This is a genomic window from Streptomyces sparsogenes (assembly GCF_001704635.1).
Lineage (GTDB): Bacteria > Actinomycetota > Actinomycetes > Streptomycetales > Streptomycetaceae > Streptomyces > Streptomyces sparsogenes.
The window spans coordinates 23,023-36,833 of record NZ_MAXF01000147.1 but is presented as its reverse complement, the minus strand read 5'-3'; the positions used below and the strand labels follow the sequence as shown (position 1 = coordinate 36,833).

Sequence of the window (13,811 nt, the reverse complement as noted above, 5' to 3'; positions counted from 1 at the left end):
CACGCCGACGTAGGTCTACGCCGGCGTGGGCCCGCACCGGGTGCCCGTGAGCAGCCAGCCGCCCGTATCGCCCGCCTCCCGCAGCATCGGCACGTACCGGGCCATCCGCTCGGCGGCGTAGGGCAGGCTCGCCGGGTCGGGGACCGTCATGCGCCAGCCGCGCTCGGCCCACCACGAGGCTGGGTCGCGCAGCGAGGACCGCCAGGGGGCTCCGTCGGCGGCCAGGGCGTCGCGACAGGAACGCAGGCAGTCCAGGCTGCCGTGGGACGTCGCGGTCTCGGCGGCGACCGCGCTGCCCGGCGGCGAGTGCGCGGCCATGGCGCGGACGACCGCGTCGGCCCGGTCGGGTGCCAGATAGGCCAGCGTGCCCTCGCACAGCCACGCCGTCCGCCGCGCCGGGTCGAATCCGGCGGCGGTCAAAGCCTCGGCCCAGTCGTCCCGCAGGTCGGCGGCGACGGTGACCCGGCGCGCGACGGCCGGGACCCGGCCGCCCACCACGCGCTCCTTGAAGGCCAGCAGCTCGGGCAGGTCCACCTCGAAGACATCGACCGGCCGGGGCCAGGGCAGCCGGAAGGCCCGCGCGTCGAGCCCCGCGCCGAGCAGGACGACCTGGGTGCATCCGCCGCGCACCGCTTCGAGGAGGCAGTCGTCGAAGTACCGGGTCCGCACGGCCACCCCGTCGTGGAGGAACGCCCGGGCCTCCGGGCCGCCCGGCGGCGGGTCCTGCGGCCCCGCCGCCGCGACGAACTCGGCGGCCCAGGGATCGACGGCGCAAGCGTTCGGCGCACGGCTCTCGTCGGCCCGCATCTGTGCTGTCCATACGGCCGTACGGCAGACAGTGGGAAGCGGCAGCGGCTCGCTGTCGGCGGGGGTCATGCTCGCTCCGGCTCCTTGTCGGTGGTGAGGGGCACCAGGCGGTGCGCGGCGGCGGTGGGCGCGGGCAGCCCGATGGCCATGTTGCCCACATGGATCAGCCGGTCCCGGTAGGGCCGCAGGAACGAGGGGGTCATGGGCGCCTCGACCCGGCCGGTCAGGCAGGTGGCGAGGCCGATGTCGGTGCCGGCCAGGCTCAGGGTCTGCATCAGGCAGCCGGTGTCGCGGTAGATCAGGCTCAGCGCCATGCCCTGGTACTTCCAACCGGTGCGATAGGCGCAGGAGGTGAGGTACAGACTGGCCGGCGGGGGCTGGTCCTCCTGCATGGGCACGCACAGGGTGCGCCGCTGGAGGTCGTCCAGCTCCTCGCTCCACGGCGCGAGGCGCTCCAGCGCATGGCCGAACGGGTCGTAGTGGTAGGCGCCGGGCGCGAGCCCCTCGACCTCCCGGGCGACCAGATAGAGCTCCAGGCTGTGGCGAGCGCCGCCGGAGGGCGCGGCGCGCTGTGTCTGCTCGTACTTCAGCGGCGGGAGGTAGCCGCGCACCCGGGCGGTGCGGGCGAAGAGGGCGGCCAGCAGCGGCAGGGGCACCGGGCTGGGGGCGTACTGGCGGATGGAGCGCCGGTCGGCCAGGACCCGGTCCAGGGGCCGGCTCGGTGGCGCGGTGTCCTCGGGCAGCTCGATCCGCTCCAGGGCCTCCGGGTGGAGCAGCCGGGCGGCGGGCGGGGTGCCGCGCAGGCGCGTCGGCACGCCGGAGCGGCTGGCCTGGGCGTGCACGGCGAGCTCGTACGGGGTCCAGCCGGCGCCCGGCGGGGGCGCCCCGCCCGGCCCCGGCCCCTCGCCGGGCGCGTCGCCCGCCCCGTCGCCGGGCGCCTCCGGCCGGTCCCGGCGCGCCTCCGGCCCGTCCCGGCGCGCCTCCGGTTCGTCGCGGGGCGCCTCCGGCTGGTCCGCCCGGGGGTCGGGCCCGTGGTCCTCGGGGGCGTCCCGGCATACGATCCCGGCCTCGGCCAGCCGCTCCAGCAGGCGCCGGACCTCGTCCTCGGGCCGGGAGGAGGACACCCAGGCGCCGTGCACATCCCGGGCGCTGCGCGGGTGGTCCAGGAGGGAGAGCAGCTCGAGCAGCTCCGGCTTGACGGCGAACTTCCGCCAGGCGCCGCAGTCCACCAGCACCAGTTTGCCGTTCTCCCCCCATTCGACGAGCGTGTCCCTCCGGCGCCGGTACAGGGTCTGACGAGTCATCGTGGCGTTGTTCTCCTGGTCTGCCGTCCCGTTCGCTGCCATGGGCCGCCCCTCGCGGGCGCTCAGCCGAGGGGCAGCGGATAGGGGTTCAGTTCGTCCTCGGTGAGCGGGGCGGCGCGCAGGCCCATGCGCACCGGTGCCTCGTACAGGCGCCGGCCGCCGCGCCGCCGGAAGTCGCGCCGCAGGGTGATGGGGCACAGCCCGGGTACGACGCTCCTGACCACGCGCACCCCGCACTCCGCCACATCGACCGGTGTGATGTCGACGGCGATCGGCTCGTGGCCCCGCGCGGCCAGCCGCCGGACCACCTCCTCGACCGCGGCCTCGTACGAGGCGGGCGCGGGGGAAGGCGCCGGCAGGGGGCGGAGCGGGCCCTCGTCCCAGAACGGCACCAGCGACAGCCGCCCCGGGCCGCAGTAGTAGGTGTAGAAGTCGGATCGGTCGAGCTCGATGTCGTCCAGGCCGGGGATGTCCCGCTCGGCCAGCCAGCTTCGCAGCCCGGTGCGGCACAGGTCCGCTTCCTCCAGCGCCCCGAGCAGGGCGCCGTGGAGGTCGAGGTGGGCGCTGGTGGCGTGGGCCACCACGGGCCGGTCCGCCGGGCCCTCGACATACCGGACGGAGACCGCGGGGATGCCGAGGTCGGTGGTGAGGTCCTTGCACAGCACCTGGACGCCCGCCGCGGTCAGCCGCTCGACGATCGCGGCGGCCGGTCCCCCGGTCAGCCCGCCGAGGTCCAGGGTGGGCAGCGCGAGGCGGTTCTCCCAGAAGACGGCGACGGCGTCGCGCTCGACGACCTCCAGCAGCCCGCCGAGCGTCGCGTGGTGCGGGCCGCTTCCGGCGGCGAGACCGGTGGAGATGGGGTCGATCAGCCGCTCCCGGCGGCGCGGGAACCGGTAGGGGACGTAGACCACGCAGGCGGGCACATACCGGGCCCGGCCCGTGGTGAGCGAGCGGCCCTCCACCCAGTCCAGCTCCAGGTCGGGGTCGAACGGGGCGATGCGGGGCAGCGCGGCGTATTCCCGCTCGGAGGCCAGCGGCAGGCTCCTGGGGTCCACGGCGGCGGCGCCCAGCTTGCGGAAGGAGGCGCGGACCAGCCGGTCCGGGTCGTAGACCCCGGCCGCGTAGCGCTCCATGAACTCCCCCACGGCGCACACCCGGGCCAGGGTCGGGTCGTACTTGACGGCGCCGCTGCACGAACTGGCCTGCACCGGGGAGAACCAGGTCGTCGTGGGGTGTCCGGCGGTGAGCACATGCGTGGTCGAGTTGCCCGGCTCGCGGTCCGCGTCCCGCACCCGGACCTCGGCCACCAGGCCGGTGAGCGGGTCCACCGCCCGGCGCATCCGCTCCCAGCACGACTCGGGGTCCACGGCCGGGGGCTCGGCCGGCTCCGGGGGTGCGGTCACGGGGGCGCAGGCCGGGCACAGCGGGGTGTGGAGCGCGGGGTGGCGGGTGGTGACCAGGGTGGCGTGGTCGATCTCCAGCAGCTCGGCCGGGCCGCTCGGGCCCCGGGTGAGGGCCGCCATGGTCTGGTGGGCGAGCATCGCCGCGGCGATGGCCGTGGTGGGCCAGCGGTCGCTCTCGGCCGCGCCGTAGAGCACGTCAAGCGGCAGGTCGGCGATGGGCTGCCAGGTGTGGTTGGCGCGCAGCCGGCGCACCAGGCAGACCGGGCAGGCGGTGCGCGGCGGGTCGAGGACGGCGAAGAGGAGCCGGGTGGGCGAGGACAGATGGGTGAGGATCGGCGCCGGGGCCTCCATGGCCCGCTCGGTCCACCGGCGCAGCAGGGTCTCGTCCCCGTGGAGGGGCAGGACCAGCGCTCCCGGATCCGCCGACCGGTCGGGGGCGGGGGCCCGGACGGCCTCGGCCCCGGCCCGGCGCAGCCGCTCGGCGACGCCGTCGGCCAGCGGGCCCTCGCCGACGACCACCGCCGGGCGGGTGGCGCCCGGGCCGCCCGTGTCGTACAGGGGGTGGCTGAGCGGGGCGTCGGAGGCGGAGTGCACCAGGGTGCGGGAGCGCAGTCCCGCGATGACGTCATCGGGGAGGAACTCGAGGCCGATATCGCCTTCGAGTTCGCTCAGCTCCGGATTCCGCTGGGGAACGCGCAGCGTGCCGGTGCTGGAGCAGATGTAGACATGGCCGGCGCGGTTGACCAGGCGAACATCCCGCCGTGAGACGAGCCGGACGGATTCCCTCGGCGACGTGCCCGGTTGCGCGTTCACACGGTTCCATTTCTCAAGCGGGAGTCGACTGCCGGTCGAGCTGCGGGTGTTTCCCGGCCCTGGGGTTCGAGGGCCGGGAAACAGTGGGGTACTACTGGGCTTCCTCGATGTCCTCGTCCATCTTGATGGTGGTCGTGGAGACGATCACCGCCTCCGGCTCCTGGATGGCCATTTCCTCGAACAGGTCGTTGTCGATCACCGAGCGAATCTCCCGTCGATGCGGATACGAATACGGTCTCTTCCCGAACTGGGGTCGGACAGCGGAGTGTTCGGCCCCTGTGTCATGAAAATGCGGGCGTGCGAAGCCTGTCAAGAAGTTCCGGAGCAGCGAAATCCCAAAGAGTGAACTCACACCCAAGAGAAAGTCATATGGAATTCCGACCGCATGAGCCGACTATTCCTGCCGCCCGGGCGTGTCCCCCCACACGGTGCTATCGGTGACACATGCGGGGCATCGGGCCCCAGGGGAAGGGGAGCCCATGTACGACGTGATCGTGGTGGGGGGCCGCTGTGCCGGTGCCGCCACCGCCCTGCTCCTCGCCCGCCAAGGGCACCGGGTCCTCGTCCTGGAGCGGGCGCGCTTCCCCAGCGACACCCTCTCCACGCTCTACATCCACCAGCCCGGCGTGGACCGCCTGGCCCGGTGGGGCGTGCTGGAGGAGGTGCGCGCCACCGGCTGTCCGCCGCTGGACCGGATCTCCTTCCGGGCGCCGGGGCTCCTGCTGACCGGCCCGGCGCCGATGTGGGGCGCGGCCACCGGCGGCCTCGCGCCCCGGCGGTACGCCCTGGACGCGATCCTGGCCCGTGCGGCGGCGCGGGCCGGCGCGGAGTTCCGCGACGGCTGCTCCGTCACCGGGCTGCTGTGGGAGGGCGGGGCGGTGGCCGGGGTCCGGTACACGACGCCGCGCGGCGGCGCGGACCGCGCCCGGGCCCGGCTCGTGGTGGGCGCCGACGGGCGGCACTCCACCGTGGCCCGGCTGGTGGGCGCCCCGTATCTGCGCGACGACGGCCGGCTGACCGTCGCCCTCTACACGTACTGGAGCGGGCTGCCCGGGGACGGGCTGGGGCTGTGCTCGGCGCAGGGCGCCGGCGCCGCCCTGGTGCCCACCCAGGACGGCCTCACGCTGGTCAATGTGCAGCTCCCCCGCGCCAGCCCGGGCCTGACCCCGGAGAGCGCGCCCCGCGCCTATCTGGCCGGCGCGCTGCGCGCCTGCCCGGAGCTGGCGGAGCCGCTGGCCGCCGCCCGGCAGGAGGACCGGCTGTTCCGGTGCACGGACCTGCCCAACTTCTTCCGCCGGGCCCACGGCCCGGGGTGGGCGCTGGTCGGGGACGCGGGCCATCACAAGGACCCGTGCGGCGCCCAGGGGATCGGCGACGCGTTCGCCCAGGCCGAGCTGCTCGCCGGGTGCCTGGCGGACGCGGTCGACGACCCCGGGCTGACGGCCAAGGCCCTGCGGCGGTACGCCGAGGAGCGCGACCGGCGGTGGACGCCGCCGTACGAGTCCAATCTGGCGTTCGCGAGGCTCACGCCCACGGAGGAGCATCTCGAGGTGCTGCGGCGGGGCGAGACGGACCCGCTCTTCCGGGACCGGGTCTTCCGCGCCCTCGCCGGCATCCCGGACGGGGACGAGGAGCCCGGGGGACCCTAATCGGCCAGGCCGCGCAGCAGCGGGGTCAGCGCCGAGCCGGCCAGCGTGGCCAGGGCGATGGAGCCCAGCGTGATGCCCCACGCCACGGGGCCCAGCGGCGTGCAGCCGAAGAAGTGGCTGACGCCGGGCGTCTGGACGATGCCCGCGAGGACGGCGGCGGAGCCGAGCCCCGCGATCAGGACGTGGCGGTCCAGGCCGCCGGTGGCCAGGGTCTGGGCGAGCTGGGTGCCGACCAGGGCGGCGAGCGCGACGGTGGACGCCCGGCGCCGTCGCCCGGTGAGCCGCGCGCCGAACCAGGCCAGGCCGGCCCCGAGGGCGGTGATCACGCCCCGCAGCAGCATCTCGTTGGTGAGGGCGGTGCCGAGGGAGCGGTGCGGCCCCTCCCGCAGCAGCCGCTCACCGGTGTGGCCGGTCGGCTCGCGCACCGCGATGGCGAGCGCGGGCGCGAGGTCGGTCAACAGGTTGACCAGCATGATCTGCCGAGCGCTCAGCGGGGTACCGCCGGTGAGCGAGGCGGTGAGCACGCTGAAGGTGACCTCTCCCAGGTTGCCGCCGATGAGGATGGCGAGCGCGGCCCGCACCGAGGCCCACATCGCCCGGCCCTCCATCAGCGCCGAGACGATCGTCTCCAGCCGGTCGTCGCCGACGACCAGGTCCGCGGCGGCGGTCGCGGCGGGCGTGCCGCGCCGGCCCAGGGCGATCCCGACGTCCGCGAGGCGGATGGCGGGCGCGTCGTTGGCCCCGTCGCCGGTCATCGCCACCACCCGCCCGAGGCGCTGGTACGCCTGGACGATGCGGACCTTGTGGTGGGGGCTGCAGCGGGCGATCACATCGACCGTGGGGAGCAGGGCGTCGAGCGCCGCGTCGTCGAGCTCGTCCAGCTCGGGCCCGGTGCACACCTTCGGCTCGGGGACGTCGCTGACTCTCGCCGCGATGGCGTCCGCGGTGGCCGGGTGGTCGCCGGTGAGCATCACCGTGTGCACCCCCGCCTCGTGCAGCCGCCGGGTGGCGGGGGCGGCGCTGGTGCGGACCGGGTCGGCCAGGGCGACGAAGCCGAGGAAGACCAGGTCCCGAACGGCCTCGTCGGTGAGTTCCTCGTCGTCCGCCATGGGGCGCTCGGCCACGGCCAGCACCCGGCGGCCCGCTGCGGCCAGTTCCTCGGCGCGCGCGGTGAGCGCCTCGACCGCGTCCGGGTCCAGCGGGGCCGGCGCGCCCCTGTGCCGCCGGCCGACGCACCGGCGCAGCACGTTCTCCGGCGCGCCCTTCACGCTCAGGAGCAGGCCGTGGGAGGTGCGCCCGGCGGTGGCGTGGTAGGCCCGGGACGGTTCGAAGGGCAGGGCGTCGGTGCGCCGCCAGCGGGGGGCGCCCTGGCGTACCGCGACGCCGGCGCGGCGCGCCCCGGCCATCACGGCGCGGTCGGTCTGGTGGGCCATGGGCTCGGCCTGCCGGGCCGGCGGGGTGGCGCGCAGCGCGGCCGCCAGCACGGCTTTGCGCGGGGTGTCGAGCCGGTCGGCGGGCAGTTCCTGGTCCCCGTCGCCGACGGCGGCGAGCTGGAGGGTGCCCTCGGTGAGGGTGCCGGTCTTGTCGAAGCACAGGACGTCGGCGCGGCCGAGCGCCTCGATGGTGCGGGGGTTGCGCACCAGCGCGCCGAGGTCGGCCAGCCGGCGGGCGGCGGCGAGCTGGGCCGCGTTGACCAGGAAGGGCAGTCCTTCGGGTACGGAGGCGACGGCGAGGTTGACCGCGGAGGCCAGGGTGTCGGTGAGCTTGCGGCCGTGCAGCAGCCCGGCCGCGCAGACGGCGGTCGCGGAGCCGAGGGCGATGGGCAGGCTGGCCCGGGTGAGCCTGGTCAGCCGGGCCTCCACCCCGGTGACGGGCGCGGCCTGCCGCGCGGTGGCGAGGCTGCGGCCGACCTCGGTGGAGGTGCCGGTGGCCACCACGACGGCGACCGCGCGCCCGGCGGAGACGGTGGTGCCCTCGTAGAGCATCGAGCGGCGGCCGGTGATGTGCGCGGCGGCCACCGGCGCCGGGTCCTTGGGGACGGGGAGGGACTCGCCGGTCAGCGAGGACTCGTCGACCTCCAGGCCCTCGGCCTCCAGCAGCCGGCAGTCGGCGGGCACCACGTCCTCGGGGCGCAGCACGACGATGTCGCCGGGCACCAGGTCACCGGCGGCGACCAGCCGCTCGGTGCCGGCGCGGCGCACCCGCGCGCCGATGGCCGAGCGGGAGAACAGCTCCGCCAGGGCGCGCTCGGTCCTGACCCGCTGGACGCCGCCGACCAGCGCGGAGGTGCCGGTGATGGCGGCCACCAGGGCGGCGTCGGTGCGCGAGCCCACGGCGGCGGCCAGCGCGGCCCCGGCGGCGAGCACGGGGGTGAGGGGGTTGGCGAGCTCGTCGATGAACGCCGCGGGCAGGCTGGTGCGGGGCGGCTCGCCGGTGCGCGGGCCGCCGGGGGCGCGGGCGCGGGCGGTGGCCTCGGCGGGGGTCAGGCCCTCGGGGGCGGTGCCGAGGCGGTCCAGGACGCGCCGGGCGGGCATCAGGTGCCAGGGGACGGAGGTCACCGGCGGGGCGAGGGGGCGGGTTATCAGCTGTCGGGCCCGCCAGTTGCCCATGCAGAAGGCGATGGTGCCGGCGGTGTTGCCGGCGCCGGTGGAGCGCGCGGCCGCATGCCGGCGGTGGGCCTGGAGGGCGGCGACGGCGCCGACGCCGCTGCCGCCCGCCGCGAGCACCGCGCTGTCCCGGTCGACCCGGGCCGCCACGCCCACGGCGTCCACGATCACCGCGGCCGACTCCAGGTCCGCGCCGACCAGCAGATGCGCTCCCCAGGCCGGGGCCTCGCCCTCGCGGTGGGTGCCGATGCCGCAGTCGGCGGCGCCCAGGGCCCGGCGGTTGCCGGACAGCAGCAGTACCACCGCGCCGTCGGCCTGGAGTCCGCGTACCGAGGCCACCAGCCGCCCGCCGGCGGGCACCACCGCGTCGGCGAAGGCGAACGCCGGGTGCGGGCGGTCGGTGGCCAGGACGACCCGCGCGCCCACCCGGCGGGCGGCGGCCGCCACGGCCTCGGCGCCGGGCGCGGTCTGCGCGGCCAGCCCCACCACGGCCTGGAGGCGGCGGCCCCTGGCCAGGCCGAGGACGCGCTCGCTGCCCTTGCGGCGCAGCCGGGAGGCGGCCTGGCCACCGGTACGGCCCGTCAGGTCGAGCCGGTCCAGCGGGCCCAGCGCCCAGCCGTGGCCGTTCCGCCGGACCTCCAGGGGCCCGTCCGGGTCGAAGAGGTCGAACAGCCGCTCGGCGACCCGCGGCGCGTCGGCGCCGCCGAGCACCTCCACGTCGACGGGCTCGTACCGGTCGCCGCGCAGCGCCTCCTCGTCGAGCACCACGGTGTCCACCTGGCCCAGCCGGCGCAGCGCGCCGCGGTCCATGGCCACCACGCCGCGCAGGGCGAGGAAGTGGCCGAGGCTGGTGGCGAAGCCCTCCCGGCCCGCGCCCGGCGCCTTCGGCAGCGAGGCCAGCGCCACGGCCAGGCCGCGGCGGGGCCCTGCGAAGGGTGCGGCGAGCGCGCCGACGGCCGCGCCGATGCGCATGGACCGCTCGGCGTAGCGCGCGGTCGCGTCCCTGGGGGGCGGGCCCGGTCGTTCGACGACGATCGGCTCGGCCGCCACGTCCCGCGGGCCGTGCACCAGGTGCGGCTCCGCCGCCTCCCACGCCTGGCGTTCCGCGGCGGCCTCCCGCCACTGGGCCAGGCGCTCGACCACGTCAAGCGCGAGCCCTCCGCCTCGGGTGGCCACGCCCTGGGCCAGCGCGCTCACCGCGGTCAGCGCCGAGTCGGCCCGGTCGGGGCCGCTGACGGCCGCGGCCAGCCGGCGTATCCGGGGGTGGTGCTGGAGCAGGGAGGCCAGCGCGCCGACCTCGGTGGGCAGTTTGAGCCAGGGGGCCAGGCGCAGCGCCGTGGACAGGGTGAGGCCCACGGCGTCGGCGGTCAGCGCGGAGAGGGACTCGGGGGTGCTGGGCCCTTCGGAGGGGTGGTGGGGCTCGGGGAGCCACTCGTCGAACTCCTCGGCCACGGCGGCGGCCTCTGCCTCCTCCCCCTGCTCGACCAGGGCGACCAGCTCGGCCTCGCGGACCGCCTGCGAGAGGAGCGAGACCACGACGCGCTCGGACGGCGCGTTGACCCGCGCCCACCGGACCCGGGGGTGGGTCTCGAGCGCCCTCTCCACGCGGCGGGCGACCCGCTCGCCCCCGGTGCCGTGCACCCCCCGGACCTCGATGTACATGCGTCCGGGGTGGGACCACACCCCGCGCTGCGGCAGCCTGGCCAGCCGTCCGAGAAGTCCGGCCGCGCCGCGCACGCCCGCGGTCACCCCGCCGGCGAGGGGCCCCAGCAGCGGGGGCGCCGGGATGCGTATGCCCGACCTTCCCGGCGTGCCCGAGGTACCTGATGTGCCTGGCGTGCCTGATGTGCCTGACCGTGAGGACTGTGACATCGGCGCGGCCTCCCTACCCATCGCCCGGCTGCACGCTGCCCCGCCACCCGTCGCAGCCACCCCAGCGGAGAATAAATCCCTATTACCCTGAAAAGTGAGGAATTACCACAACGTCGACCATGTGCGGACGTGAGACCTGTGAGTACTCCCACCACCTCCCGCAAGCGCGGGTCCTCCGACAAGACGAAGACGGCGGCGAAGGGGGCGGCCCGGAAGACGACGGCCGAGCGGAAGACGACGGCCCGGCAGAAGACGGCCGGGACGAAGTCCACGGCCTCCGAGAAGGTTACGGCCACCCCCGCGAAGGCCGGGGCGAAGGCCGAGAAGCCGCCCGTGACCACGTCGTCCGGCGACGGCAAGCGGTCGTTCACCGTGACCGTCCCCACGGCGGGGCGCATGGCGGGCGGCCTGGCGGACGCGGCGCTGCTGCCGGTGGCGGTGGCCCGCCGGTGGCTGCCCGCCAAGGGCGGCCTCCCCCTGTACGTGGGCCTGGGCATCCTGGGCGCCGCGGAAGCGATCGAGTGGCCGGTGGCCGTGGGCATCGGCATCGGCTACGCCGTGCTGCGCCGCGGCGGCGTCATGGCACCCCCGTCCACCGGGGCGGCCCAGCCGGCCTGAGGCCGGACGGCCCCCGGACCGCGGACCGGCGCCCCCGGCGCCGGTCCCGCGCCGTTTCCGGCGAGTCCCCCACCCCGGGCGCGCCCCCGGCCGGCCTCAGCGCAGGTCCTTGACCCGGCGGAGCTTCCCGACGGAGCGCTCCAGCGACTCCGGTTCCACGACCGACACCTCGACGGTCAGGCCCGCCCCGTCCTTGACCGCCTGGGCGATGGCCCGCTCGGCGGCCGCCCGCGCCTCGGGCGTGGCGCCGGGGCGCGCCTCGGCCTGGACGGTCATGTGGTCCATCCGGCCGCGCCGCGTCAGCAGCAGCTGGAAGTGCGGGGCGACGCCCGGGGTGCGCAGCACGATCTCCTCGATCTGGCTGGGGAAGAGGTTGACCCCGCGCAGGATGATCATGTCGTCGCAGCGGCCGGTGATCTTCTGGATGCGGCGGAAGGCGGGCCGGGCGGTGCCGGGCAGCAGCCGGGTCAGATCCCGGGTGCGGTAGCGGATGACGGGCAGGGCCTCCTTGGTCAGGGAGGTCAGGACCAGTTCTCCCTCCTCCCCCTCGGCCACCGGCTCATCGGTGAGCGGATCCACGATCTCGGGGAAGAAGTGGTCCTCCCACACATGGAGGCCGTCCTTGGTCTCCACGCACTCCTGGGCCACCCCGGGGCCCATCACCTCGGAGAGCCCGTAGATGTCGACCGCGTGGAGGCCGGCGCGCTCCTCGATCTCCCGGCGCATCTCCTCGGTCCACGGCTCGGCGCCGAAGACGCCGACCTTCAGGGAGGTGGCGCGGGGGTCGATGCCCTGGCGTTCGAACTCGTCGAGGAGCGTGAGCATGTAGGAGGGGGTGACCATGATGACCTCGGGCCTGAAGTCCTCGATGACGCGCACCTGGCGGGCGGTCATGCCGCCGGAGGCGGGGACGACGGTGCAGCCGAGGCGCTCGGCGCCGTAATGGGCGCCGAGGCCGCCGGTGAACAGGCCGTAGCCGTAGGAGATGTGCACCATCTGGCCGGGGCGCCCGCCGGCCGCGCGCAGCGAGCGGGCGACCACCTCGGCCCAGACGGACAGGTCGTTCGCGGTGTAGCCGACGACGGTGGGCCGGCCGGTGGTGCCGCTGGAGGCGTGCACCCGGCGCAGCTCGGAGCGGGGTACGGCGAGCATCCCGAAGGGATAGGTGTCGCGCAGATCGGCCTTGGTGGTGAAGGGGAAGCGGGCGAGGTCCTCCAGTGTGCGGCAGTCCTCGGGCTCGACGCCGGCCGCGCGGAACTTCGTACGGTACGCCTCGACGTGGTCGTAGGCGTGTCTGAGGGTGGTCCGCAGCCGGGCGAGCTGTGTCTCGCGCAGCTCTTCGTGTCCCATCCGTTCGGCGGCGTCGAGGAGCCCGGGCGGCGGCGGGGAGCCCAGTCGGCGGCCGGGACCTGCGGCATGCGTCGGGATCGTCATGTCTGGCACCACCCCAAGGGACCGACCGAACATTCGGTGAGCGGGACGCGATCAAGTAATCCCACATCCGCCCGGCCTGTCAAGGGGTGGCCTCGTCCCCTTCTCTGGAGGTGGCCTCCGCAAGGCCCCGCGGAGGCCCCACTACGGAGCCCTGTACAGAGCCCTATATAGAGGGGACAGAGAGAGGAACAGAAGAAGGGGGACGGAGGCGGTCGGGGGCTGCCGGGGCCTCAGTCGGAGGGGCTCGAAGAGGGCGCGTACGCGGCGGACTTCTCGATGGTGCCGCCGAGCTTCTCCCGCGCGGCCTCCAGGGAGCGCCGGGAGTCGGCGGCGCCCGGCGGCGGGTCCGGCGCGCCGGGTGCGGGCGAGGCGGCCGGCGCCGAGTGGGAGGCGTCTTCCGGGGAGCACCTTCGCGGTGCGTACGCGGGCTTCACGTCCATCGATACGCACGCGGCGGCCGGGCCGTTCACCGGTCCCGGGAATTCTTCGGCCTTCCGCCGCCCGGAAAGCGTCCGGCGGAAAGCAGCCCGGCAGGGTACCAGCAGGGAGAGATCGCTGTCAGGGCTTTATTCATTGGTGATGAGGTCTCCACTCCCGGGCCACACCAGGCACTACCGTCCGGTGTCACTCCGAACCAAGGAGGGCGCTGTGCGATCAGCCATCATCAGCAGATCCATTGCTTCCAGCCGCACGATCGGGACCGGGCTCATCATTGGTGCGCTCGCCATGACGCTCGCGGCACTGCTCATCCCCGTGAGCCTGTTCGGCGAAAGCAGCGCCGCAGCGCTCCCGAGCGGGGTCATCGACGACGGCAAGGGAACCATCAGCACGCAGTACGGACCGCTCACGGCGGTGGACAGGGACTTCGTCCGCAAGGTCAAGCTCGCCGGCCTGTGGGAGCTCCCCTCGGGGCGCATGGCGCAGGAGCGCGGGAACACCGACGCCGTGAAGACCGCGGGCGAACACCTCATCGAGGGACACACCGAGCTGGACCGGCGCGCCAACGAAGTGGGCCAGGCTCTGGGGATCCCCCTGCCCACCCAGCCCAACGAGCAACAGCAGGGCTGGCTGAACCAGATGACGAACGCCGCGTCGGCCGCCGAGTTCCAGCGCCTGTTCGCCAACCTCCTGCGCTCCGCGCACGGAAAGGTCTTCGGCCTGGTGGCGCAGGTGCGGGCGCAGAGCCAGAACTCCATGGTCAGGTCCCTCGCCACCAGGACCAACGCCATCGTTCTCGACCACATCACGGTCCTTGAGGACACCGGGCTCGTCGACTTCGAAGCCCTCAACAAAAAGTGAAGTGAT

10 protein-coding genes are annotated in these 13,811 nt (G+C 75.2%); 3 read left to right on the top strand and 7 right to left on the bottom strand.

What is annotated here, in order from left to right:
- Nucleotides 1-15: 15 nt before the first annotated feature.
- From BBH68_RS30260 to BBH68_RS40970, 4 genes are all read right to left on the bottom strand, one after another.
- Nucleotides 16-876 carry an SAM-dependent methyltransferase gene (locus BBH68_RS30260; protein WP_065966918.1) on the bottom strand — a complete coding sequence of 287 codons (861 nt, stop codon included), beginning with the start codon at nt 874-876 and terminating at the stop codon, nt 16-18.
- Nucleotides 873-2,153, bottom strand: a complete 1,281-nt coding sequence (locus BBH68_RS30255) for a SagB/ThcOx family dehydrogenase (RefSeq protein ID WP_245738372.1) — start codon at nt 2,151-2,153, stop codon at nt 873-875. The genes BBH68_RS30260 and BBH68_RS30255 overlap by 4 nt, the downstream gene beginning before the upstream one ends.
- Nucleotides 2,154-2,173: 20 nt before the next feature.
- On the bottom strand, nt 2,174-4,327 hold the full coding sequence (locus BBH68_RS30250) for a TOMM precursor leader peptide-binding protein (RefSeq protein ID WP_065966916.1): 2,154 nt from the start codon (nt 4,325-4,327) through the stop codon (nt 2,174-2,176).
- Between the two features lie 91 nt (nt 4,328-4,418).
- Entirely contained in the window at nt 4,419-4,523 is a 105-nt protein-coding gene (locus BBH68_RS40970) for an azolemycin family RiPP peptide (RefSeq protein ID WP_281182499.1), read from the bottom strand.
- Between the two features lie 283 nt (nt 4,524-4,806).
- Here BBH68_RS40970 and BBH68_RS30245 point away from each other — a divergent pair, with 283 nt between their 5' ends.
- Nucleotides 4,807-5,976, top strand: coding sequence for an FAD-dependent oxidoreductase (locus BBH68_RS30245; RefSeq protein ID WP_065966915.1), 1,170 nt, complete (start codon nt 4,807-4,809; stop codon nt 5,974-5,976).
- On the opposite strand, the gene BBH68_RS30240 is transcribed toward BBH68_RS30245, so the two are convergent.
- Nucleotides 5,973-10,319, bottom strand: a complete 4,347-nt coding sequence (locus tag BBH68_RS30240) for a cation-translocating P-type ATPase (RefSeq protein WP_245738371.1) — start codon at nt 10,317-10,319, stop codon at nt 5,973-5,975. The genes BBH68_RS30245 and BBH68_RS30240 overlap by 4 nt on opposite strands.
- 273 nt (nt 10,320-10,592) lie before the next feature.
- On the opposite strand from BBH68_RS30240, the gene BBH68_RS30235 reads away from it, so the two are divergent.
- Nucleotides 10,593-11,072 carry a hypothetical protein gene (locus tag BBH68_RS30235; protein ID WP_065966914.1) on the top strand — a complete coding sequence of 160 codons (480 nt, stop codon included), beginning with the start codon at nt 10,593-10,595 and terminating at the stop codon, nt 11,070-11,072.
- Between the two features lie 96 nt (nt 11,073-11,168).
- Here BBH68_RS30235 and paaK read toward each other — a convergent pair whose 3' ends face one another.
- Together paaK and BBH68_RS30225 are read right to left on the bottom strand one after the other, a co-directional pair.
- Nucleotides 11,169-12,506 (bottom strand): phenylacetate--CoA ligase PaaK, encoded by a 1,338-nt coding sequence (gene paaK, locus BBH68_RS30230; RefSeq protein WP_065966913.1) that lies wholly within the window; start codon nt 12,504-12,506, stop codon nt 11,169-11,171.
- 230 nt (nt 12,507-12,736) lie between these two features.
- Entirely contained in the window at nt 12,737-12,976 is a 240-nt protein-coding gene (locus tag BBH68_RS30225; protein ID WP_065966912.1) for a hypothetical protein, read from the bottom strand.
- 178 nt (nt 12,977-13,154) lie between these two features.
- Between BBH68_RS30225 and BBH68_RS30220 the strand changes: the two genes are divergently transcribed.
- A complete protein-coding gene (locus tag BBH68_RS30220) occupies nt 13,155-13,805 on the top strand; it encodes a DUF4142 domain-containing protein (protein WP_245738370.1) in 651 nt (216 codons plus the stop codon).
- The last annotated feature ends 6 nt before the right edge of the window (nt 13,806-13,811 follow it).